The 22,903-nt window shown below is 67.4% G+C and carries 22 protein-coding genes; 14 read left to right on the forward strand and 8 right to left on the reverse strand.

All coding sequences use genetic code 11. The features are described from left to right. Positions 1–4: 4 nt before the first annotated feature. The 4 genes from gsiD to WS87_RS21765 all read left to right on the forward strand — a co-directional run bounded on the left by gsiD (position 5) and on the right by WS87_RS21765 (position 3,808). On the forward strand, positions 5–898 hold the full coding sequence (gsiD, locus tag WS87_RS21750; protein WP_059818930.1) for a glutathione ABC transporter permease GsiD: 894 nt from the start codon (positions 5–7) through the stop codon (positions 896–898). Further along, positions 898–1,977, forward strand: a complete 1,080-nt coding sequence (locus WS87_RS21755) for a DmpA family aminopeptidase (RefSeq protein WP_059818931.1) — start codon at positions 898–900, stop codon at positions 1,975–1,977. Before gsiD ends, WS87_RS21755 begins: the two co-directional genes overlap by 1 nt. After that, positions 1,974–2,801: a M55 family metallopeptidase gene (locus WS87_RS21760; protein WP_059818932.1), complete on the forward strand. Its 828-nt coding sequence runs from the start codon at positions 1,974–1,976 to the stop codon at positions 2,799–2,801. The genes WS87_RS21755 and WS87_RS21760 overlap by 4 nt, the downstream gene beginning before the upstream one ends. A 227-nt stretch (positions 2,802–3,028) precedes the next feature. Then, positions 3,029–3,808 carry an AraC family transcriptional regulator gene (locus WS87_RS21765; RefSeq protein ID WP_059818933.1) on the forward strand — a complete coding sequence of 260 codons (780 nt, stop codon included), beginning with the start codon at positions 3,029–3,031 and terminating at the stop codon, positions 3,806–3,808. A gap of 460 nt (positions 3,809–4,268) precedes the next feature. Here the strand turns inward: WS87_RS21765 and pcaG are convergent, their stop codons facing one another. The 3 genes from pcaG to WS87_RS21780 form a co-directional block, all read right to left on the reverse strand. After that, entirely contained in the window at positions 4,269–4,862 is a 594-nt protein-coding gene (pcaG, locus tag WS87_RS21770; protein ID WP_059818934.1) for a protocatechuate 3,4-dioxygenase subunit alpha, read from the reverse strand. A 3-nt stretch (positions 4,863–4,865) separates the two neighbouring features. After that, complete coding sequence (gene pcaH, locus WS87_RS21775; protein WP_059525082.1) at positions 4,866–5,573, reverse strand: protocatechuate 3,4-dioxygenase subunit beta; 708 nt, start codon at positions 5,571–5,573, stop codon at positions 4,866–4,868. A gap of 291 nt (positions 5,574–5,864) precedes the next feature. Continuing rightward, positions 5,865–6,428 carry a YiiX/YebB-like N1pC/P60 family cysteine hydrolase gene (locus WS87_RS21780; protein ID WP_059818935.1) on the reverse strand — a complete coding sequence of 188 codons (564 nt, stop codon included), beginning with the start codon at positions 6,426–6,428 and terminating at the stop codon, positions 5,865–5,867. A gap of 120 nt (positions 6,429–6,548) precedes the next feature. Between WS87_RS21780 and WS87_RS21785 the strand changes: the two genes are divergently transcribed. The 4 genes from WS87_RS21785 to WS87_RS21800 all read left to right on the forward strand — a co-directional run bounded on the left by WS87_RS21785 (position 6,549) and on the right by WS87_RS21800 (position 9,212). Then, on the forward strand, positions 6,549–7,286 hold the full coding sequence (locus WS87_RS21785; RefSeq protein ID WP_059525085.1) for a helix-turn-helix domain-containing protein: 738 nt from the start codon (positions 6,549–6,551) through the stop codon (positions 7,284–7,286). A gap of 77 nt (positions 7,287–7,363) precedes the next feature. Further along, positions 7,364–8,350 (forward strand): pca operon transcription factor PcaQ, encoded by a 987-nt coding sequence (gene pcaQ / locus WS87_RS21790; RefSeq protein WP_059818936.1) that lies wholly within the window; start codon positions 7,364–7,366, stop codon positions 8,348–8,350. Between the two features lie 135 nt (positions 8,351–8,485). After that, positions 8,486–8,845, forward strand: a complete 360-nt coding sequence (locus WS87_RS21795) for a type II toxin-antitoxin system RelE/ParE family toxin (RefSeq protein ID WP_059819640.1) — start codon at positions 8,486–8,488, stop codon at positions 8,843–8,845. Between the two features lie 70 nt (positions 8,846–8,915). After that, entirely contained in the window at positions 8,916–9,212 is a 297-nt protein-coding gene (locus tag WS87_RS21800) for an XRE family transcriptional regulator (RefSeq protein WP_059466239.1), read from the forward strand. Positions 9,213–9,308: 96 nt separating this feature from the next. Here the strand turns inward: WS87_RS21800 and WS87_RS21805 are convergent, their stop codons facing one another. The 3 genes from WS87_RS21805 to WS87_RS21815 all read right to left on the reverse strand — a co-directional run bounded on the left by WS87_RS21805 (position 9,309) and on the right by WS87_RS21815 (position 16,013). Next, a complete protein-coding gene (locus WS87_RS21805) occupies positions 9,309–10,583 on the reverse strand; it encodes an APC family permease (RefSeq protein ID WP_059818937.1) in 1,275 nt (424 codons plus the stop codon). 131 nt (positions 10,584–10,714) lie between these two features. Further along, complete coding sequence (locus WS87_RS21810; protein WP_059818938.1) at positions 10,715–15,211, reverse strand: DEAD/DEAH box helicase; 4,497 nt, start codon at positions 15,209–15,211, stop codon at positions 10,715–10,717. A gap of 277 nt (positions 15,212–15,488) precedes the next feature. Continuing rightward, complete coding sequence (locus WS87_RS21815) at positions 15,489–16,013, reverse strand: metal-dependent hydrolase (RefSeq protein WP_059466236.1); 525 nt, start codon at positions 16,011–16,013, stop codon at positions 15,489–15,491. Positions 16,014–16,412: 399 nt separating this feature from the next. Here WS87_RS21815 and ggt point away from each other — a divergent pair, with 399 nt between their 5' ends. Both ggt and ppk2 read left to right on the forward strand, forming a co-directional pair. Beyond that, on the forward strand, positions 16,413–18,134 hold the full coding sequence (gene ggt / locus WS87_RS21820; protein ID WP_059818939.1) for a gamma-glutamyltransferase: 1,722 nt from the start codon (positions 16,413–16,415) through the stop codon (positions 18,132–18,134). Positions 18,135–18,377: 243 nt separating this feature from the next. Beyond that, positions 18,378–19,328 carry a polyphosphate kinase 2 gene (gene ppk2 / locus WS87_RS21825; RefSeq protein ID WP_059818940.1) on the forward strand — a complete coding sequence of 317 codons (951 nt, stop codon included), beginning with the start codon at positions 18,378–18,380 and terminating at the stop codon, positions 19,326–19,328. 55 nt (positions 19,329–19,383) lie between these two features. Here ppk2 and WS87_RS21830 read toward each other — a convergent pair whose 3' ends face one another. Beyond that, the gene (locus tag WS87_RS21830; protein ID WP_059818941.1) at positions 19,384–19,671 is read right to left on the reverse strand and encodes an H-NS histone family protein; all 288 of its coding nucleotides are present in this window, start codon (positions 19,669–19,671) and stop codon (positions 19,384–19,386) included. A gap of 209 nt (positions 19,672–19,880) precedes the next feature. Next, a complete protein-coding gene (locus WS87_RS21835; protein ID WP_059525103.1) occupies positions 19,881–20,468 on the reverse strand; it encodes an IMPACT family protein in 588 nt (195 codons plus the stop codon). A gap of 435 nt (positions 20,469–20,903) precedes the next feature. Here WS87_RS21835 and WS87_RS21840 point away from each other — a divergent pair, with 435 nt between their 5' ends. Genes WS87_RS21840 through WS87_RS21855 form a run of 4 tightly spaced genes read left to right on the forward strand, consistent with a single transcriptional unit; the run spans position 20,904 to position 22,902 of the window. Beyond that, positions 20,904–21,599, forward strand: coding sequence for a beta-ketoacyl synthase chain length factor (locus tag WS87_RS21840; RefSeq protein WP_059818942.1), 696 nt, complete (start codon positions 20,904–20,906; stop codon positions 21,597–21,599). Further along, positions 21,583–22,377, forward strand: a complete 795-nt coding sequence (locus tag WS87_RS21845) for a lysophospholipid acyltransferase family protein (protein WP_059525107.1) — start codon at positions 21,583–21,585, stop codon at positions 22,375–22,377. Before WS87_RS21840 ends, WS87_RS21845 begins: the two co-directional genes overlap by 17 nt. Further along, entirely contained in the window at positions 22,352–22,657 is a 306-nt protein-coding gene (locus WS87_RS21850) for a phosphopantetheine-binding protein (RefSeq protein WP_059819641.1), read from the forward strand. Before WS87_RS21845 ends, WS87_RS21850 begins: the two co-directional genes overlap by 26 nt. Further along, positions 22,654–22,902 (forward strand): acyl carrier protein, encoded by a 249-nt coding sequence (locus WS87_RS21855; protein ID WP_059525109.1) that lies wholly within the window; start codon positions 22,654–22,656, stop codon positions 22,900–22,902. The genes WS87_RS21850 and WS87_RS21855 overlap by 4 nt, the downstream gene beginning before the upstream one ends. The last annotated feature ends 1 nt before the right edge of the window (position 22,903 follow it).

Genomic DNA, 22,903 nt, shown 5'->3' on the forward strand with positions numbered 1-22,903 from the left:
GCGCATGAACGCGACTGTCCAGCCCGCGGCGTCGGCCGCATCGAGCGCGATCCGCACGCCGTGGCGCGAATTCTGGCGCAAGTTCCGCAAGCAGACCGTCGCGCTGGTCGCCGGCGGTTTCGTGCTGGCGCTCGTCGTGCTCGCATTCGTCGGCCCGCACATCGTGCCGTTCGATCCGGAAAACTATTTCGACTACGACGCGCTGAACGCGGGGCCGTCTGCCGTGCACTGGTTCGGCGTCGACTCGCTCGGCCGCGACATCTTCAGCCGGATCGTCACCGGCACGCGCATCTCGCTCGCCGCCGGCTTCTTCTCGGTCGCGCTCGGCGCGCTCATCGGCACGTTCTTCGGGCTGCTCGCGGGCTACTACGAAGGCTGGTGGGACCGCATCACGATGCGCGTGGCCGACGTGCTGTTCGCGTTCCCGGGGATCCTGCTCGCGATCGGCGTGGTCGCGATCCTCGGCAACGGGATGGTCAACGTGATCTGCGCGGTCGCGATCTTCAGCATTCCGGCGTTCGCGCGGCTCGTGCGCGGCAACACGCTGATGCTCAAGCACATGACCTACGTGGAAGCCGCGCGCAGCATCGGCGCGTCCGACTGGACGATCATCATGCGGCACATCCTGCCGGGCACCGTGTCGTCGGTCGTCGTGTACTTCACGATGCGGATCGGCACGTCGATCATCACGGCCGCGAGCCTGTCGTTCCTCGGGCTCGGCGCGCAGCCGCCGACGCCGGAGTGGGGCGCGATGCTCAACGAGGCGCGCGCGGACATGGTGACCGCGCCGCACGTCGCGATCTTCCCGAGCCTCGCGATCTTCCTGACGGTGCTCGCGTTCAACCTGCTCGGCGACGGACTGCGCGACGCGCTCGACCCGAAGCTGGAGCGGCGCTGATGCGAGCGGTTCCGATGTGGAGCACGACGCTGCCCGCCGGGCCGCGCGGCACGATCGCCGACGTGCCGGGCGTGACGGTCGGCCACGCGACGCTCGATGCCGGTGACGTGCAGACGGGCGTCACCGTCGTCAAGCCGCATCCGGGCGATCTTTACCGCAGCAAGGTGCCGGCCGGCGCGGCCGTGATCAACGGCTTCGGCAAGAGCGTCGGGCTCGTGCAGGTCGACGAACTCGGCACGCTCGACACGCCGATCGCATTGACCAACACGTTCGGCGTCGGCGCGGTCGCGCAGGCGCAGATCCGCGCGGCGATCGCGAAGAATCCGCACATCGGTCGCGACTGGTCGACCGTCAACCCGCTCGTGTTCGAATGCAACGACGGCTATCTGAACGACATCCAGGCGTTCGCGGTGACGGCCGCGCATTACGACGAAGCCTGCAACACCGCGTCGCGAGACTTCGCGCGTGGCGCGGTGGGCGCCGGGCGCGGGATGTCGTGTTTCGACCTGAAGGGCGGGATCGGCTCCGCGTCGCGCGTGGCCGTCGCGGCCGGCAGGCCGTACACGGTCGGCGTGCTGGTGCTCGCGAATTTCGGCCGTCTGCCGATGCTGACGCTCGGCGGCGTGCCGCTCGGGCGCGTCGTCGCGCAGCGGCGTGCTGTCGCGAACGCGCAGGCGGCGCCGGAGCAAGGGTCGATCATCCTGCTGCTGGCGACCGATGCGCCGCTCGACGCGCGGCAACTGTCGCGGCTCGCCCGTCGCGCGGGCGCCGGGCTTGCTCGCACCGGCTCGGTCTACGGGCACGGCAGCGGCGACATCGCGCTCGCTTTTTCGACTGCATACACGATCGCGCACGATGCATCGACCGTCGCGCTGCCGGCCCTCGTGGCCGATGCGGCGCTCGATCCGCTGTTCATGGCCGCGGCCGAGAGCGTCGAACACGCGATCGCCGACGCGCTGCTGCAGGCCGTGACCGTGACCGGGCGCGACGGCCATGTGCGGCAATCGCTGCGCGACGCGGTGCCCGATCTCGATCGGTTATTCAACGAAGACAACGAAGGACGTCCGATCCATTCATGAAGATTCTGATCTCGACCGACATCGAGGGTGTGGCCGGCGTGTTCGCCGTCGAGCAGACGCGTGCCGGCAATCCGGAATACGAACGCGCGCGCCGCTGGATGACGGCCGAGGCGAACGCGGCGATCGAAGGCGCGTTCGCCGGCGGCGCGCAGGCCGTCTGGGTCAACGATTCGCATGGCGGCTTCCGCAATCTGCTGCCCGACGGGCTCGATGCCCGTGCCCGCGTCGTGCTCGGCAAGCCGCGTACGCTGGGGATGATGGCGGGCCTCGAACAGCAGCCCGACCTCGTGTTCATGATCGGCTTTCACGCGAAATCGCAGACACGCGGCGTGCTTGCGCACACCATCAACGGCTTCGCGTTCACGCAGGTGTGGCTGAATGGCGTCGAGCTCGGCGAAGCCGGGCTGTACGGCGCGCTGGCGCGCGAATACGGTGCGCACGTTGCGCTGGCGTCGGGCGACGACGTGTTCGCCGAGGAAACCCGGCCGCTGTTTCCGGACGCGCGTTTCGAGACGGTCAAGACGGCCGGCGGCGCATCGAGCGGCGACACGCTCACGCCGGCAGCGTCCTGCGCGCGCATCGCGACCGCCGCACGCGAAACGGTCGCGCACGCGCTGTCGTCCGGCTGGCGCGCGGGTGCGCATCGGCCCGCGCCGGCTGCTTGCACGCTGCGCGTGCAGACGGCCGCGCTCGCCGATCTGTTTTGCGTGCTGCCGTCGCTCGAGCGGGTCGATGCGGTGACGCTGCGCTTCGACGGGCCGTCGGTGGAGCACGTGGTGCGCACGCTGAACAGCCTGTCGGCCATGTCGTTCATGCTGCGGTGATGCGTGCCGACCGGATGCCGGACCGCGATCTCATCGCTGAAATCCGTGTCGGCCCACGCACCGCGAGATGAAACGTATTGGACATCTCCGTTCCGATGAAGTCGCTATCCGGCCGTTTCGGCCGTCGGGTCGTGCGGCCGTCCGGTCGCGCAAGCGTGGAGCGGATCGTAGACCGATCGAAGGTGACCCGCCTTCGCTATCGGTGCCTTCATGATGGAATTCGGGCCTTGAGAAATACGCTGCTGGATCCCTACGAACATATTCCGCGTAGCGTCGTGGCGACCGCCAACGACTACGCGGCGGGCACGACGTTTCCGGAGCACGCGCACGGGCGCGGGAAGTTCGCGTTCGTGTCGCGCGGCACGATCGGCGTGTCGACGCCGCACGGCCGCTGGCTGGTGCCGCCGCAGCGCGCGTGCTGGGTGCCGGCCGGCGTGCGGCACGAAATGACGATGACGGGGCCGGTCACGATGCTCAACGCGTTCGTGTCCGACGACGCGGCCCGGGCCGCGGGGCTGTCGGACCAGTGTGGCGTATACGGCGTGTCGCCGCTGTTGCGGCAACTGATCGACGATGCGATCGACCTGCCGGCGATGTACGACGTCGACAGCCGGGCAGGCAAGCTGATGGCACTGCTGATCGCGGAAATCGCGACGATGCCGCGGCTGTCGCTGCACGCGCCGCTGCCGAGCGATGCGCGCCTCGCGAAGATCTGCCGGCATCTGTTCGCGTCGCCGTCGATCGCGGCCGATCTCGACCAGGCGGCGACCGATGCGGGCGTGAGCCGGCGCACGTTTACGCGGCTGTTCCGCGCACAGACCGGCGTGAGTTTCGCCGCGTGGCGTCAGCAGGTCTGCATGCTGGCGGCGATCACACGGCTGAGCGACGGGCAGCCGGTGACGCGCGTCGCGCTCGAGCTCGGATATGCGAGTGCGAGCGCCTTTACGTCGGCGTTTCGCCGCATCCTCGGCGAAACGCCGAGCCGGTATCTGGAGGCACGCCGCTAGTCGGAACGGATACGCTGGCGGGCGCGGTGCCACGCTTCGGTCACGGACGAAAAAAACGCGCCTGCCAGGTTTCGGTCAGACGCGCTTAAAGGCACTCGGTCAGAAAAAATGCGCGACAGCCAGCGGGACGTGTTCGTGCATCGAATCGTGCAATTGTTGCTTGCTCCGAATTAATCACCTCGGCGGGCTGCGGATAGCAAAGCATACGCCGCATAACGCGCAAACGATATTGCGCGGCCCCCACGATTTATGTGCAGTCGCAGCATGCGTTTTAATCGCGCGTTCGATTTCGGGGTCTGAAGGAGCCAGCGACGGGCGTCGGCGATCCCGACCGGGCGTGCTGCGGCACGGCATCGAATGTTTGTGCGCGAAAATGAGAACCGCCGCGCAACGCGATACCTGTTGGTATCGCGCCACGCGGCGGTTCGGTGTGAGCAGCCGGCCGACGCCGGCTCGCGCGTCACGCGTCGAAGAACACGGTTTCGTCCGGCCCCTGCATGCGGATGTCGAAGCGATACACGACGGGCCGGCCCGGTTGTGCGTCGCGCTTCGCTACGAGCGTCGCGCGGCGTTCGGCCGGCACCAGGTTCAGCACCGGATCGGCCGCGTTCGCGGCAGCTTCGTCGTCGAAATACACGCGGGTGAACGCGTGGGTCAGGATCCCGCGCATCATCACGGTCACGTTGACGTGCGGTGCTTCGTCGGCGGCGATGCGGCCCGGCTTCACCGTCGATACGACGAAGCGGTGCTGCGCATCGGTGCCCGTGCCGACGCGGGCGAAGCCCGTGAAACCGGACTTCGCGATGTCGTCACGCGACGCGGGAAAGCGGCCCGCCGCGTCCACCTGCGTGAATTCGAGCACCGCGTCGCTGACGACGTTGCCGTCGCCGTCGAACACCTGTCCGACCAGCAGCACGTGCTCACCGTCGGCGTCCGGCGTGGCGATCGTCGGCGTGAACAGACTCTTCAGATCGTAGTTGTATTGCTGCGGGCACAGGCCGTATGCGAAGTACGGGCCGACCGTCTGCGAAGGGGTTTGCTTCAGCGTCGTCATGGTTCAGCGCTCCATCGGGGTAGCGTCGCGGCCGCGCAGCACGATGTCGAATTCGTAGCCGAGCGCATAGCCTTCTTCGGTGATGTCCATCGAGAAGCGCGAGATCAGGCGGTCGCGCGCCGCTTCCGGCGTGCCCTGGAAGATCGGGTCGTACGCGAGCAGCGGGTCGCCGGGGAAGTACATCTGCGTGACGAGGCGCGAGCCGAAGTAGTCGCCGAACAGCGAGAAGTGGATGTGATTCGGGCGCCACGCGTTCGGATGGTTGCCCCACGGATAGGCGCCGGGCTTGATCGTCAGGAAGCGGTAGCGGCCTTCGGCGTCGGTCATGCAGCGGCCGGCGCCGAGGAAGTTCGGGTCGAGCGGCGCGTCGTGCTGGTCGACCTTGTGCACGTAGCGGCCGGCCGCGTTCGCCTGCCATACCTCGACGAGCGTGTTGCGCACCGGCTTGCCGCCTTCGTCGAGCACGCGGCCGGTGACGACGATGCGCTCGCCGAGCGGCTCGCCGTTCTTCACGGCGTTCTTCGTCAGGTCGTGGTCGAGCGCACCGAGATCCTCGGCGCCGTAGACGGGTGCGAACTGGTCGCGCAGCTTTTCCTTCAACGGGATCATCGGGCGCGTCGGGCCGCGCTTCACCGACGAACGGTACTCGGGGTGGACATACGCGGGATGCGACGGCCAGTCGCGCGGCGTGAGGATCGTGGGGGAATCCATCGGGCGTCTCCTGATAGGTATTTCGCGAAGTGGATGGCAAGACTTTAGCCAAGCCGGAAAGTTATGAAAAATGACCTTTTTTCGCGAATTGCATAACCGTTCGTTATGTTTTGCGGCGCCAATGAAAATCCGCCGGACAGGCGGCCTGTCCGGCGGAAAAAGCGATCGGGCTTCGCGTCGTCGGCGACGACTCCGTGCACGGCCCTCCAGCCAGCCCGTCGCTGCTTTATTGTGTTTCGTTGTTGTTGTTATCCGGTCTCCCCGAGCATGCCCGTCGTTCGTCCTTCGTCGTTACGGTCGGGCGGGATCGAAGACGATCCCGTCGAATTCGAGCGACAGCGTGCCGCTGCGCAGCAGCGCGGCCGGTGTCACGGCGCGGTGGGAGCCGAGCACGTCGGTCACGTAGTTCGCGCAGAACCCGCGCTGCGCCAGCAGCTTGACGCGGCTGCCGAGCAGCGCGTCGATCCGCTGTTCGGCCAGCGCGTGCACGTTGCGTTGCGCGTCGGCGTTCGATGCCGCGACGCGGCGGGCCAGCGCGATGCGGCCGCCGTCGGCGCGGGCGACGAAGCGCGACAGCGGCGTGAGCTTCGTCCGCGCAAACGCGGGCTCGGCGATCAGCGGCTCGTCGCCCGACGTATCAACGACGATGCCGAAGCGACCGGCCCACGCGTCCGCGCTGCCTGCGACGGCGCGGGACGCGCCGGCCGGTACGCGGATGAACACGAGATCCCCGACGTGCGCGCCGGCAGCCAGCGTGCGCATCGTGGCGAGCGGCAGCGTGCGATCGGTGTCGCGGGCATTGCGCCGAGCAGCGTGCTGCGGATCGAAGGAATGGGTGTCGGTTCGGGGGTTCATCGCGGCTCCGTCGGTGCATGACAGGACGGAGCGGATTATGCAGACAAGTATCCAAAAGTGCTTGTTCGGATGCGCGAGTAGCCTAATATCCGACCATTAGCATCATTTTTCGATACCAACATGACCGAGACCGCCCAACTCATCGAAACGCTGAAGCGCCAGTTGAAGGCGCAGGGGATGACCTATCGCGACGTCGCGCGTGCGCTCGACGTGTCCGAGACGAGCGTGAAGCGGCTGTTCGCGAGCGGCCGCTTCACGCTGGAGCGTGTCGCCGAAATCGCGCAACTGCTCGGCTACACGCTCGCCGAGCTCGTGCAGGAGGCGTCGGCGTCCGCGCCGCGATTGCGCGTGCTGACCGAGCAGCAGGAGGCGCTGCTCGTGTCGGACGAGAAGCTGCTGCTCGTCGCCGTCTGCGCGATCAACTACTGGACCGTGCAGGACATCGTGTCCGCCTATCGCGTGACGCAGGCCGAGTGCGTCAAATACCTGCTGATGCTCGACCGGATGAACGTGATCGCGCTGCTCCCGGGCGACCGGATTCGCGTGCGCGTCGCGCGCGATTTCGACTGGCTGCCGGGCGGGCCGATCCGCCGCTATTTCCATGCGCACGTGCTCGACGACTTTCTCGGCAGCCGCTTCGACGGCCCGGGCGAGACGATGACGTTCTCGCAAGGGATGCTGACGGACGCGGCCGCCGCGGAACTCGAGCAGGAACTGCGGCGGCTCGGCAGCAAGGCGGCGGCGCTGCATGCGGAGTCGTCGTCGGCGCCGCTCGGGCAGAAGCGCGGCACGGCGCTGCTGATCGCGAAACGGATCTGGGAGCCGACCGGATTCCACGCGCTGCGGCGTCATGCATGACACCGCGCCGAATGCTTGGGCCTTTCCGGAAAGTTATGCAAAATGGCAATTCATTGTTACTCGCATAACTGTCCGTTATGAATAACCGTATCGCCGACGGCCGCGTCAAGTTCCGGCATCTGCAGTGTTTTCTCGCGGTCGCGCAACTGGGCGGCGTGCAGAAGGCGGCCGAAAGCCTGTCGATCACGCAGCCGGCCGTGTCGAAGACGATCGCCGAACTGGAGTCGATCCTCGGCGTGAAGTTGTTCGAACGGGGGCGTCACGGCGCGCAGCCGACCCGCGAAGCGCAACTGTTCATCCCGCATGCGAACGCGTGCGTGCTGGCGCTGCGGCAGGGCGTCGGGCTGCTCGCGCGCGAGGGCGGCGCGGCGGCGGCGACGCTCGAAATCGGCATGCTGCCGACGGTTGCGGCATCGCTCGCGCCCGCGCTGATGAAGGCGCTGACCGCACGCTGGCCGCGCATCGTGGTGCGGATCGCGACGGCCGCGAACGCCGAGCTGCTGGAGCGCCTGAAGGCCGGGACGATCGAATGCGCGATCGGGCGCCTGTCGGAGCCGGAGCGGATGATCGGCCTCGCGTTCGAGCAGCTGTACAACGAACCGCTCGTCGCAGTCGTGCGCGCGGGCCATCCGCTGCTGACGAGCGCCACGCCGGCTGTCGAACTCGCGCGCTACCCGGTCGTGCTGCCGCCGTTCGGCACGCTGATCCGCCAGTCGGCCGAGCAACTGCTCGGCGCGTGCGGCGCGCCGCCGCTGGATTCGTTCATCGAGGTGCTGTCGGTGTCGGTCGCGCGTGCGCTTGCGCTCGAGAACGACGCCGTGTGGTTCGTGCCGCTCTATGCGGCCGAATCCGACCTGTCGGCCGGTGCACTCGCGCGGCTCCCGCTGCCGTCCGCGGGCACCGACGAGCCGGTCGGGCTCGTGCTGCGCACCGATGCGCAACCGTCACCCGTCGCCCGGACGTTGATCGACGCCGTGCGCGAGATCGCGCAGGCGCGGTTCGGCGACGCGCCCACCCGTCGCACGCCCGGCGGCGCGCGCAAGCCGGCTCGCCGCGCGCGTTGAGACGCCGGGCAGGGCGTTGGGCGGGCGGTGTCCGGCCGCCGTTCTTTCACCTCCATTCGTTAGCCGTTCGGTCAGTAGCGAGCCTCGTCATGCTTGGCATATCGTATCGTTTTTGATACGCTCGATGACACGACGATGGCGAGACAGCAGATTCAGATCACGCTCGGCGTGCGGTTCTTCCGCACCGCGCGTGGTAACGAGCCGGTGCGCGAATGGCTGCAGGCGCTCGGGCAGGTCGAGCGCAGGGTGATCGGCGAAGAGATCAAGACCGTTCAGCTCGGCTGGCCGCTCGGCATGCCGCTGGTCCGGAAGATGTCTGCGGATCTTTGGGAAATCCGCGTGATGCTGCCGCGGCGAAGCGCGCGCGTGCTGTTCACGATCGTCGGCGACACGATGGTGCTGCTGCATGCGTTCTTCAAGCAGTCGCAGGCCACGCCGTCCGACGATCTCGATGTGACCGTCGCGCGGCTGAAAGCGCTGACGCGCGCCATCTGAATTCCCCCGGCTGCGCCGCCACATGCGATCGGCGATGTGCCGGCCGGCAACGCCATGCACTGGAGTACCCATGACGACCACGAACAATCCGCATATCGGCAGCGACTTCGACACATTCCTCGAGGAGGAAGGGCACCTCGAAGCGGCCACCGCCACCGCGATCAAGCGCGTGATCGCGTGGCAGATCGGGCAGGAAATGAAGGCGCAGCACATCACGAAAACCGCGATGGCCGCGCGGATGAAGACCAGCCGCGCCGCACTCAACCGGCTGCTCGACGAAACCGATACGAGCCTCACGCTCGCGACGCTCGCGAGCGCCGCCACCGCGCTCGGCAAGCGGCTCAGCTTCGAGCTCGTGCCGGCCTGACGCACCGGGCGAAGCGGTGTGTGGCCGGTGCGGGGCGTGCCGGTGCATCGCGGCGAACGGGCGCGCGCTCGTCCGCACACGGGCACCGGCAAGCGATTACGCGCGCTGCCCGGCTATCCGCAGATACAGCAGCGCACCGCCCGCGAGCAGCAGCGGACACAGGAAATACCATCCGGTCGTCAGGAACAGCCCGGCGACGGCGACCAGCGAAATCCACGCGCAGCGATATGCAATGCCACCGCGCGGCAGCAGTTTCAGCGCGGCGGCCGCGCCGAGGCCGTACACCATCACGAAGCATCCGGACGTGACGAGCACGAGCGGCTTCGGCCCGACGTCCGAGAGCGTCGTCGCGGCCAGCGCGACGGCCGCCAGCATCGCGATCACGCCGAGGCTGCGGCGCGGCACGCCGCCGACCTGGCTGCCTTGCGCGAGCCATGCAGGCAGTGCGCCATCGCGCCCGAGCGCCGCGCCGAGCTTGGCCGCGCCCGCGAAATACGCATTCATCGTGCCGAGCGTGAGCAGCAGCGCGGCCGCGGCCGCCAGCACCTGTGCATGACCGCCGATACCACCGGCGATCAGTTCCGCAAGCGGTGCACCGGACGCGCCGGCCGACGGCCCGAGCACCGTCACGCTCGCGGCCGCGACCGACAGGTACAGGAAGCCGACGACCACGACGGCGATGCCGGCCGAGCGCGGCATGTCGTGCGCGGGCCGGCGAAATTCGGCCGCGAGGTGCGTGATCGCTTCCCAGCCCGCGAAGCTCCACACGAGCAGTGCGGCAGCCTGGCCGACCGCGAGCCACCCGTGCGGCGCGAACGGATGCAGGTTCGCCGGGCGCGCATGTGGCGCGGAGGCGAGCACGGCGGCCAGCAGCAGCGCGACGAGCAGCGCCGACAGCACGAGCTGCATGCGGCCCGACACCGTGACGCCGAATGCATTCGCGGCCGACACCGTCGCGATCAGCGCGGCAGCCGTGACGATGACCGTCGTATGCCCGCCGCCCGTGACGGCTGCGACGTACGCGCCACCGAACATCGCGGCGGCGGGCGCACCGGCCGGCACCGCGAAATAGAAACACCAGCCGACGATCGCCGCGGCCTTCGGCCCGAACGCGCGTCGCGCGTAGGTCGATACGCCGCCCGCGTCCGGATAGCGCGCGCCGAGTGCGGCGAAGGTGGCCGCAAGCGGCCCCGACAGCACGACGAGCGCGGCCCACGCAAGCAGCGACGCCGGGCCAGCGACCTCGGCGGCGAGCGCGGGCAACGCGATGACGCCGGTGCCGAGCACCGCGCCGATATACAGCGCGGCGCCCTGGAAAATCGTCAGCGAGCCCGAGTGATGAGCGGCGGGCGAATCGGCATGCGAGGACATGAAGGGCAGTCTCCGGAAGGCTTGTTCTGCGCGCGGACGGCCGCGCGGTGAATCGCTCGATGCTACCCGAACGGGCGCGGCGATGCGGCGCGGCGTTCAGTAGTCCGCGACGTGCCGCGTGTCAGCCGATGTCAGTAGCGGCGTGCGAGCCGCAGCCGCGCATCCTCGCGTGCAGAGGGCGGCAGCTCGGGCACGTAGTGGAACGTGCCCGATACGAGCGACGCGACCGGCACGCCGTCGCGGAACAGCACGCGATTGCCGGCCAGCGCCGGCACCTTGTCGCCGGGCAACAACGTGCCGGCAAGGTTCAGCGGATCGGCGCCCGTCACGCACACGTACTGGCCGTCGCCCGGTTGGCGACGCAGTTCGCGCAGGATCGGGATGGCTTCCGGCAGCGCGAACTGCTCACCCGCGAGCCCCGCGACGAAGCGTCCGCCGCGAATCTCGCCGCGCGCTTCGAGACGTTGCAGCACGCGCACAAGTTCGCGCCAGCTCGGCAGCCAGTCGGCCTCGCGTTCGAGCAGCCGCCAGAACACCACGCCATAGCGGCGCAGCAGCGTCCAGACGATATGTTCGAGTGCGTCGGGATCGGTCGCGGCCGGGCCGCGCTTCGGTGCGGGCGCATCGTCCGGTGCCGAAGCGCGTTGCACGAGCGCCCAGCGACCGGCGTCGTCCATTCCGCCGATCAGCGCGCCGCCGCGCCGCGTGCGCGGCGCATATGTCGCGCTGCGCTTGACTGCGGGCTTCAGCAGCGCGCGCAGTCCGGCGAAGCTGTCCGCATTCACGAGGCCGGCCGACACGAGTTCGCCGAGCGCCTGTTCGAGTTCGACGGGCAGCATGTGCAGTTCGTCGAGCAACGCGTCGAAGAACATCGCACCATGCGCGGCGAGTGCGTCACGCACCTGGGTTGCGCGTGCGGACAGCGCCGGTTGCGCGTCCGGGTCGCGCAGCGCCTGCCATGCGCCGAGGTGGCGGCGCGGCAGCAGCACGACCGGCGTCGTTTTCACGGGGGTGCCGGCCGCGCGGGCCGGCGCGCCGATGCGGGTCCACACGAGCTTGCCCGAGCGGCACAGCTCGTCGAGGCCGCCTGCCGTGTAGTCGGTCAGGCGCGCGGGCAGCAACGCGTCTTCCCATGCGCTCGCCGCGGCTTCGTAGCCTTCGAGCTGCTCGACGACGGCTGCGAGCGCGTCGCGGCCCGTGCCGCGCGTGTCGGGCGTCAGGTGCTGCCAGTGGAACAGGAAGCGCATGAAATCGGCGCGCTCGACCGGTTCGATCTCGCGGCGCAGCCGCTTGACGGTGTAGCGATGAATGCGCGCGAGCAGGTGACGTTCGCACCATTCGTCGGTCGTCGCGCCCGGCGTGAAGCGGCCGCGCATCACGTAGCCTTCGCGCTCCAGTTCCGCGAGCGCGGTCGCGATCGTCGCGGACGGCAGGCCGAGCGGCTGCGCGATCGCGTCGAGCGTCAGCGGCCCGAAGCCGGTGAGCCGCGCACGGATCACGTCGACGAGCGCGGCATCGACTTCCCAAGGTTGTGCGCAGGCGGCGGGCACCTTCAGCGCCGGCGCGACGCGTGCGTCGGGGTGCAGTGCGCGCATGCAGACCAGCCGTTCGACCGGCACCCACAGCGCGGCGCCGTCCGACGTGACGAGCTTCGTCGCGCGGCGGCGTTCGGTCAGTTCCGCGAGCCGTTCTGGCCAGCCTTCGTGCGCATGCGCTTCGCTGTCGGCGACGCAGGCGAGCGTCAGCAGTGCATCGTGCATTTCGTCGGCATCGCGCACGAGCGGCCATGCCTCGTCGCGCACCGCGTCGATCGCGTCGGCGTCGAGCGCGCCGAGATCGTCGGCCGATTCGGGATCGCTCCAGCGGCGCGACTGCACGGCCTGCGTGCGGCGCTCCTCGAGCGGCGCGTCGTCGAGGAACGCATAGGGCTTCGCGTTCAGGATCTCGGCCGCCAGCGGCGACGGCGCGGGCAGGTCGCGCGCGATCAGCTCGATCGCGCCGCTTTCGATCCGGCGCAACAGCGCGAGCCAGCCGTCGGTATCCATCGCGTCATGCAGACAATCGTCGAGCGTCTGGTCGACGAGCGGATGATGTGGGATCTCGCGTTCGCCGACGATGTTCTCGAGGCACGCGACCTGATCGGGGAACACGGTCGCGAGCAGGTCCTCGCTCTTCATCCGCTGCAACTGCGGCGCGGTGCGCCGGCCGCCGGTGAAGCGCGGCAGCGCGAGCGCGGTCGTCGCGTTCCAGCGCCAGCGCACGCCGAACATCGGCGCGTCGAGCAGTGCCTGGACCAGCACGTGCTCCGCGCTGGCCGAGCGCAGGTAGCGCCACACTTCGTCGAGCGCGAAGCTGTGCGCGAGCGACAGCGACAGAATGATCGCGTCGTCGGTCGCGGCGGCCTGCAGCTCGAAGTTGAAACTGCGGCAGAAACGCTTGCGCAGCGCGAGCCCCCACGCACGGTTGATGCGGCTGCCGAACGGTGAATGGATCACCAGTTGCGTGCCGCCCGATTCGTCGAAGAAGCGCTCCATCACGAGCGTGTCCTGGGTCGGCAGTGCGCCGAGCGCGGCGCGCGTGCGGGCGAGATAGTCGGCGATCTGGCGGGCCGCATCGGGCGACAAATGAAGATCGTCGACGAGCCAGCGCAGCGCCGGCGCGAGGCGGCTTTCGGCCGGGCCGATCGCGGTGCCGACGGCGTCGTCGCGCGAATCGGTGGCGGCACGGGCTTCCGCCGCCTGCCCGGCGTTGCCGCGCGTGCCTTTGTTGCCGGATGGGGCGCCGCTCGCGTGCTTGCGTCCGCCGGCCTCCGTGTGCCGATCGCCTTCGGCGAACAGCCCGTCGAGCCGCGCGCGCAGCCGGCCGACCGCCGCCGACAGCTCGTCGCTGCGCCCGGGCGCCTCGCCGAGCCAGAACGGAATGCTCGGCGACTGGCCTTGCGCGTCCTCGACACGCACGCGGCCCGTTTCCACGCGAATGATCCGATACGACTGGTTGCCGAGCTGGAACACGTCGCCCGCGAGGCTCTCGATCGCGAAATCCTCGTTGACGGTGCCGACCTGGATGCCCTGGGGCTCCAGCAGCACCGCGTAATCGGCCATGTCGGGAATGGTGCCGCCCGATGTCGTCGCGGTCATCATCGCGTTGCGGCGTCCGCGCACCGTGCCGCCGACCACGTCGCGATGCAGGTACGCACCGCGCACGCCGCGGCGGCTCGTGAAGCCTTCGGCGAGCATCTTCATCACGTCGTCGAAGCGTTCGCGCGACAGGCTCGCGTACGGCGCCGCGCGCGTGAAGCTCGCGTACAGCGCGTCCTCCTCCCATTCCGCGCAGGCGACTTCGGCGACGATCTGCTGGGCGAGCACGTCGAGCGGCGCTTCGGGAATCCGCAACGCATCGAGCTCGCCGCGTTGCACGCAGTCGAGCAGCGCCGCGCATTCGACCAGCTCGTCGCGCGACAGCGGGAACAGGCGGCCCTTCGGCACGCCGCCGACATGGTGCCCCGAGCGGCCAACGCGCTGCAGGAACGGCGCGATCCCGCGCGGCGAACCGACCTGGCACACGAGATCGACGTCGCCGATGTCGATGCCGAGTTCGAGCGACGCGGTCGCGACGAGCAGTTTCAATTCGCCGCGCTTGAGCCGCTGTTCGGCGTCGAAGCGATGCTCCTTCGCAAGACTGCCGTGATGCGCCGCGATCGCGTCCTTGCCGAGACGGTCGGCGAGATGGCGCGCCATGCGCTCCGCGGTGCGCCGCGTGTTCACGAACACGAGCGTCGTGCGGTGCGCGGCGGCGAGTGCGGCGATCCGGTCGTACACCTGCTCCCACACGTCGGTTGCCATCACCGGTTCGAGCGGCACGTTCGGCAACTCGAGCGCGAGGTCGCGTTCGCGCGTGTGACCCGTGTCGACGATCGTGCAGTCGCGCGGCGCGTCGGCCGGGCCGCCGACCAGGAAGCGCGCGACCGCGTCGATCGGTTTCTGCGTGGCCGACAACCCGATGCGCGGCAGCGCACGACCCGTCAACGCGTCGAGGCGTTCGAGCGACAGCGCGAGGTGGCTGCCGCGCTTGGACGATGCCAGTGCGTGGATCTCGTCGACGATCACCGAGCGCACGTTGGACAGCATTTGCCGCCCCGACGTGGATGACAGCAGCACGTATAGCGACTCCGGCGTCGTCACGAGAATGTGCGGTGCGCGTTTGCGCAGCGCGGCGCGTTCGGCCTGCGTGGTGTCGCCGGTGCGCACGGCGGTGCGGATCGCCGGCACCGGCAGGCCCAGTTGCGCGAGCGATTCGGCGATGCCGGCGAGCGGCGCGTCGAGGTTCACGTGGATGTCGTTCGACAGCGCCTTCAATGGCGACACATAGACGACGAGCGTCGCGTCGGGCAGCGCGCCGTCGTGCGCGAGCGCATCGCGTACAAGATCGTCGAGCGCGCACAGAAACCCGGTGAGCGTCTTGCCGGAGCCGGTCGGCGCGGCGACGAGCGTCGACCGCCCGGCCTTGATGTGCGGCCACGCGAGCGCCTGCGCGCCGGTCGGCGCGGCAAACGCACGGCGGAACCACGCGGCGACGGCCGGGTGGAACACGTCGAGCGCGTTGGCGGGGCGGGTGGCTGTGACGTCCATCGGAGCGTTGAATTGGGGTGCGAGCGCGTGGGCGGCGCGCGAATCGTCAGTGTGCCAGACGTCGCGTGCGCGTGCCGGACACCGCGGGCGAGAGAACGCGCGCGTCGGAGATTCAGATGAGGTGCGATGCCGGCATTTCAACGGCTGGGCGCGCGGAACGGCACCCGTTGGGTCGCGGGTGCCGGATCGTCGAGAGGGGGACGTCGCGTTAGACGTGCGTCGGGCGGTTGCGCGGCTCGATCCGCGGCTACGCGAAACTGCACGCGACTAAACGCAACTACACGCGATGCAGCCAGCCGAGCCAGTGTTCGAGGAACGGGGCGCGGGTCCACAGCGACTGCGCGAGCCACAGCGTGCCGCCCCATGCGGCGGCCACGACGATGAGGTCGCAATGTCCGCTGTTCCACAGGTTCAGCGAATGGCGCCGCCAGATCCACGGCACGCCGAGCGGATTCGGCCAGTCGGCGAGCAGGTGCATCACGCCGCCGCACGCGAAGCCGAACAGCGGCGCGGCCCACAGCGGATGCGGATGATGCGTGAGCCCGTGCCATCCGAGCGCGAGCAGCGCGATCCAGCCGATGCCCCAGTGCGTGACGGTGCGGTGCGTGATCCACAAGCGGCGCTTGCGGGTCCACCACGCGACTTCGAGCCAGTCGGGCGCGGTGCCGCCCGCGACGCCGGCCGCGAACGCGGCGAGCAGGCCCGCGTGCCAGGGGCCGGTCGCGCCGGTTTGCGCGACGAGGACGGCGGCGGCGACGCCGGCCGCGAAGCCGGACGCGTGATGCGCATTGTGTGATGCCATAGGAAACGAGACGAAAAAGCGTGAAGCAACGGCAGACGAACGGGAACGATCGGCCCCGAAAGCGGGGCGCTATCTTCTCAGATCGGCCCGCCCAGCGGGCGCTCCGATCGCGGTTTTTTTGCATGCACGGCACCGCGCAAGCGCCGCGTGCCGTGATTTTCCGATTGCGCGATGTGCGTCGAATTCGCCGCATGTAATTTCGACCGATCCGCCGGCTCGCTTTTTGCTCCGCCGTGTGGTCGAGCGCACAGGATTCGCGATGATTCGTAGTGAGCGGCGGGTTTTCCGTCCCGGCGCATTTATTTACTACGAAAACGGCATGGGACCGACCGCGTGCCAGCGGCTATAAGCGGATCAGGGGCTTATTCCAGCTCGCCGGAGATCCATGGGGGACATTTAATGACTACGCTGAATCGTTTCAAGTCATCCGCCGTCGTGCTCGCGACGGTGGCCGGCATCGGCTTCCTGCCGAATGCGCCGGCCTATGCGAAGGGGCCGCAGCCAGCGGTCCTGACGAGCGCGGCGGTCGCGGTGGCCGACAAGTACAGCGCGGACGCCGCGGAGCAGATCTTCAAGGAAGGCGGCAACGCGATCGACGCGGCCGTCGCGATCGCGTTCACGCTCGCCGTCACGTATCCGGAGGCCGGCAACATCGGCGGCGGCGGCTTCATGACGATCTACAAGGACGGCAAGCCGTACTTCATCGACTATCGCGAGCGCGCGCCGCTCGCCGCGACAAAGGACATGTATCTCGACAAGGACGGCAATGTCGTCAAGGGCATGAGCCTGTACGGGCCGCGCGCGGCCGGCGTGCCGGGCACGGTGTCGGGCATGTGGGAGGCGCAGAAACGCTTCGGCAAGCTGAAGTGGAAGCAGGTGCTCGCGCCGGCGATCCACTATGCGCGCGACGGCTTCGTCGTCGACGAACAGCTTGCGCAGCGCGGCGTCGACGCGTCGAAGGAGTTCAGCGGCAAGACCAACTTCGACAAGTACTTCTCCACGATGAAGGCCGGCACGAACTTCAAGCAACCCGATCTCGCCGACGTGCTCGCGCGGATCGCGAACGACGGCGCGAACGGCTTCTACAAGGGCAAGACGGCCCGGTTGATCGCCGCGTCGATGAAGACCGGCGACGGCAACGGGCTGATCACGACCGAGGATCTCGCGCAATACCGTGCGGTGTGGCGCCAGCCGGTGCAGGCGAAGTGGAACGGCTATGACGTGGTCACCGCGCCGCCGCCGAGCTCGGGCGGCATCGGCCTCGTGCAACTGCTGAAGATGAAGGCCGACCTCAAGCAGGACTTCGAGGGCGTGAAGCTCAACTCGCCGCAATATGTCCACCTGGTCGCGGAAATCGAGAAGCGCGTGTTCGCCGATCGCGCGCAGTATCTCGGCGACCCCGACTTCTACAAGGTACCGGTCGCGCAACTGACCGACGATGCGTATATCGCGAGGCGCGCGGCCGAAGTGAGCCCGACGCAGATCGCCGACACGAAGAGCGTGCAGCCGGGCCTCGGCACGTCGATGCCGGAGAAGGCCGAGACGACGCACTTCTCGGTCGTCGACAAATGGGGCAACGCGGTGTCGAACACGTACACGATCAACGGCTACTTCGGCTCGGGCGTGATCGCCGACGGCACCGGCATCGTGCTGAACGACGAGATGGACGACTTCTCCGCGAAGCCGGGCGTCGCGAACATGTTCGGCGTGGTCGGCAGCGATGCGAATGCAATCGAGCCGAAGAAGCGCCCGCTGTCGTCGATGTCGCCGACGATCATGACGAAGGACGGCAAGGTGTCGCTCGTGATCGGCACGCCGGGCGGCTCGCGGATCTTCACGTCGATCTTCCAGGTGATCAACAACATCTACGATTTCGGGATGCCGTTGAAGGAGGCTGTTGGCGCGATGCGTTTCCACCATCAACTGCTGCCGCCGAACACGATCTTCTGGGAGCCGTACCACCCGATCGAAGGCGAACTCGCGAAGCAGATCGAGGCGCGCGGCTATACGCTGAAGGGGCAGGACTTCAGCGGCGACATCCAGGTGATCAAGATCGACGGCAAGACGCCGGAGGCGATGGCCGATCCGCGCGGACGCGGGGTCACGCGGATCATTCAGTGACGGAGGCGGGTTGGGGTACTGCTCGATCACGTGCCCGGCTTTTCCCGTTGCGCACGAGGATCGGGCCCGACGTCAGCCCGCCGAACCGGAGGCTGGCGTCCAATACCTTCGATATTTCCGCGAACCCGGTGCGGCTCGGATTCCGCTTGTGAGGGGCGGATCGGCCCCTTTTTCATCAATTTGACGCGAGACGCTGGGATAATGGTGGAGTTTGGCTGCGTCAATTGAAGGAAGGAGGCCCCCATGGGCGATAACGATTCCCGCACCGAGACCGACAACTTCACCGATTCGGCATCGCTCGAGTCGCGCCAGCGCCGTTTCGAGGAAGACCTCGTCGACGCGTACGACGAAGAACTCGAGATGGAGCTCGACGACCGCCGCTTCGATGACAACGAGGATCTGCTGTTCTCGCCGGAGCGCCGCGAAGCGCGCAAGCAGTATTTCCGCGAGCTGTTCCGGCTGCAGGGCGAGCTCGTGAAGCTGCAGGACTGGGTCGTGAACACGGGGCACCGGCTCGTCGTGATTTTCGAGGGGCGCGACGCGGCGGGCAAGGGCGGCGCGATCAAGCGCATCACGCAGCGCCTGAACCCGCGCGTGTGCCGCGTGGCGGCGCTGCCGGCGCCGAGCAACCGCGAACGCACGCAATGGTACTTCCAGCGCTATGTCGCGCATCTGCCGGCCGGCGGCGAGATCGTGCTGTTCGATCGCAGCTGGTACAACCGCGCGGGTGTCGAGCGCGTGATGAATTTCTGCACCGAAGACGAATACGAGGAGTTTTTCCGCTCGGTGCCCGAGTTCGAGAAAATGCTCGTGCGCAGCGGGATCCAGATCGTCAAATACTGGTTCTCGATCACCGACCACGAGCAGGAGCTGCGCTTCCAGAGCCGGATCGAGGATCCGCTGAAGCAGTGGAAGCTGAGCCCGATGGACCTCGAGAGCCGCCGCCGCTGGGAAGCGTACACGGCCGCGAAGGAAGAGATGATGCAGCGCACGCATATTCCCGAGGCGCCGTGGTGGGTCGTGCAGGCGGTCGACAAGAAACGCGCGCGCCTGAACTGCATCCATCATCTGCTGACCCAGGTGCCGTATCACGACGTGCCGCGCCCGACGATCGATCTGCCGCAGCGTGAGCACCACGAGGACTACATTCGCCGTCCGACGCCGGACAGCATGATCGTCCCGGACGTTTACTGAGCGGCCCGGGCCGGCCGGACCGACCACTGAGGCGCGCCGTGCAACGCGGCGCGCGTTACTCCCGGATCAGGAACGCGCTGCGGTCGCGGCCGGCGATCCACGCGGGCGCACGACCGCGTCCGCTCCAGGTGGCGCCGGTCACCGGATCGTGATATTTCGCCCCGATGGTGAACAGCTTTGCGCGATTGCTGTAACCCTGCCCGAAGACTTCGCGAGCGGTCAGCGCATGGTTCTTCACGAGTTCGCGTACCTGCACCAGCGCCGCGTGGCGTTCGCGGCGGCGCGCCGCCCGGATGCGTCGATCGAGTTCCGTGAGTTGGGCTTGTAATTGCTGCAGTTGCATGCGTCCGATATCCCCGTAGCTGAATTCTGATTGTTGGCTGTCGCGCGATGCGCCGCGTGTCTGTATATTCGGCCAGACGTTTGCAGGGCGCATCGCGAGGAACACGGGAGAGATTAAGTTTCGGCGCGCGGATTTTCTATCGGACGTATCTGAATTTTCACGGGCATCTGTGTGAAACCGTGATGGCGATGCCGGGAAGGCTGCCCTCCTCACAGGTCGGGGAAGCCTGAGCGCCCTTGCGTCAAATCGAACAGCTCGGTCTTGGCTGCCGCCTCGGCCGTTTCCGGCAGCTTGATCACGAGCTTCACCGTCATCCCGTACGCGCTGTCCACCAGCTCATAACCCGCCTGCTCGATCCAGCGGCGCACGCGCGCCTCGTCCGGGTAGCCGATTTCGATCGCGAACCGCGTGTGGCGAATGCGTTCGACCCGCTCGGCGTCGAGCAGCGCCGAGGCGATCGCATCCGTATAGGCGCGCACCAGGCCGCCCGCACCGAGCTTTACGCCGCCGTAGTAGCGGACGACCGCACCGAGCACGCCGTCGAGATCGTGATGACGCAGCACTTCGAGGATCGGCCGGCCGGCGGTGCCCGACGGTTCGCCGTCGTCGGACATGCCCGACTGGCCGCCCGCAAGCAGCGCCCAGCACACGTGGGTAGCCGTCGGGTGCTCGTCGCGCAGGCGCTGCAACGCCTGCATGGCGGCATCGCGGTCCTCGACGGGGATCGCGAACGCGATGAAGCGGCTCTTGCGGATTTCGAGTTCGCGCGTGTAAACAGTAGCGAGTGAATAACTCATTGAACGGAAAGCAGGTCGTGTGGGGGCGGCATCGAGCGCATTATGAGCCATTCCGGTGCAGGATCGACGCAAGGCACGCCGGGTCGTGGATCGGCTCGATAACCGACGATGCGCGATTTTCTCGAGAAATTGATAAATGGTTAAATCTGGAAGGCGCCTCGCGCAGTGGCGTTGATCTTTTGTAACGGCCCTGTTACAGTTCCGGCGCACTGATATGCCGCTCATTCAATCGCAGCGATTGACAATCCGGGTGCCGGCTTCGCAAACATTACGATTTCCGATTTTTCCAGGTAGTACCGGAAGGGGGAGTCGATGGCGCGAGTCCGGTGGTCAATACGCGATGGGCGGCTTTCATCGAAAGCGGAGCGCAACCGCCTGATGCTGGGTGGCGCGATATAAAAACACCCAAGAGAAGCAATCCTAACGAGAACAACAATGGCCGATTTGCATTGGACCATGCCAATCGCCAGATGGACGTCGATTTCGACCGCGGGGGTGCCGGGCGTCGAAGCCCTCGATCCGATGGTGCGACGCCGCTTGAGCCGGCTGTCGCGGCTCGCGCTCCAGGCGGCCTACGATTGCGCCGGAACGGAAAATCCGTTGCGCATGGTGTTCGCATCGCGTCACGGTGAACTGGTGCGCACCACTGGCATTCTTGCCGATATCGGCGCCTCGGAACCTGTCTCGCCGACGGCCTTCAGTCTCTCGGTTCTCAATGCCGTTACGGGTATTTTCGGGATTGCCCGTCGCGACCGAACGGCAGCCACGGCGATCGCCGCCGGCCATGAAACCCTGGGCTACGCCCTGCTCGAAGCCTTTTCCCAGTACGCAACGTCGCCGGGCTCGCCGGTGCTGCTCGTCTATGCGCACGAGCCAGCCGATCCCGTTTATGGCGATGTCGATGACGATCCTGAGAGCGTCGGGCTGGCCATTCTGATTGGCGCCGATGAATCGGACGACTATCTGACCTGTGAGATGGCGGCGGGCGACGCGGACGACGCGGGCGATGCCGACGATGCGGCCGGTACGCAAAGCGAGGCGGTGCTGCGTTGCCTGTCCACGCGCACCACGGCGTCGTGGCGCTGTCAGCAGGCATCCTGGAGATGGAGCTTGCATGATCGCGCGGCTTGACTACGGCTGGCGTCTGTTCGCGACCGGTGCGAGCCTGGCGTTTTTCGCGCTGTGCGGATCGGCGTTCTCGTTGTTGGCGATCGTCGTCGGCGGATTATGGCCGCATCGGCGCTCGCGCCAGCGCGGGGTGACGCTTGTCATCCATTATTTCTTCCGCGCGCTGGTCGCGATGCTGCAACACATCGGCGTGATGAGGCTCGAGCTGAGCGGCGCGGAGCGCCTCGCAAAGGACGGCCCTGCAATCGTCGTCGCGAACCACCCGACCTGGCTCGACGTCATGGTGCTGCTGTCGCTGACGCCGAAGGCGTGCTGCGTCGTAAAGCGTGGTCATTGGGGCAACCCCTGTTTCTGGGGTATCGTCCGCGCGGCCGAGTACGTGAGCAATGCCGATGCCGTCCATCTCGTCGAGGCCGGCGCGCGACAACTGGCAGCGGGCTACACGATGATCATCTTCCCGGAGGGGACGCGCAGTCCGGGCGGCAATCGCCTGCATTCGTTCTCACGCGGTTTCGCACATATGGCGCTGCAATCCCGCACCCGGATCCAGCCGGTGCTGATCGATTGCGACCCACCGGTATTTACCAAGGCGCTGCGCTGGTATCACGTGCCGGCTCGAGCATTTCGTATGCGCATCGACGTCCTCGAGCCGATGGACCTGAACCGGCTGGCGCCGAACGTGACATCACCGTCGATTGCCGCTCGCAGCATCGCCCGCGAGGTGGAAGTGCACATTACTCAAAGCCTGTTTCAGCATGGATACTTTAAAACTGCAAATTAAGCAGCTTCTGATCGAGATGCTCGATCTCAGCGACATGGCGGTCGACGACATCGACGACGATGCGCCACTGTTCTCGACGGACGGAATCGGACTCGATTCCGTCGATGCACTCGAAGTCGGCATCATGCTGCGCAAGAAATTTCACCTGACGATCGCGGCGAACGACGAACGCACGAAAGCGCATTTCCGTTCGATCAACACGCTGGCGGCGTTCATTGCCGACCAGCAGTCTCACCAGGCATCGCAAGAAGCCGCGCTGGAAAAAGGGAGTCACTCGTGACCGACGCAGAAATCCTGGAGCGCATCCGCGCCATCTTTCATGAGAATTTCGCGATCGAGCCGGAGCGGGTGACGCCCGATACGCACCTGTTCGAAGAGCTTGATCTGGACAGCATCGACGCGGTCGATCTGGCCATCAAGCTTCAGGAAATGACAGGCAGGCGCATCAAACCGGAAGAGTTCAAATCGGTACGGACCGTCGGTGACGTTATCGCCGCCGTTCACGTATTGCTCACGCGCGCTTGAC

Source organism: Burkholderia sp. MSMB0856 (assembly GCF_001524645.2).
GTDB classification, from domain to species: Bacteria; Pseudomonadota; Gammaproteobacteria; order Burkholderiales; family Burkholderiaceae; genus Burkholderia; species Burkholderia diffusa.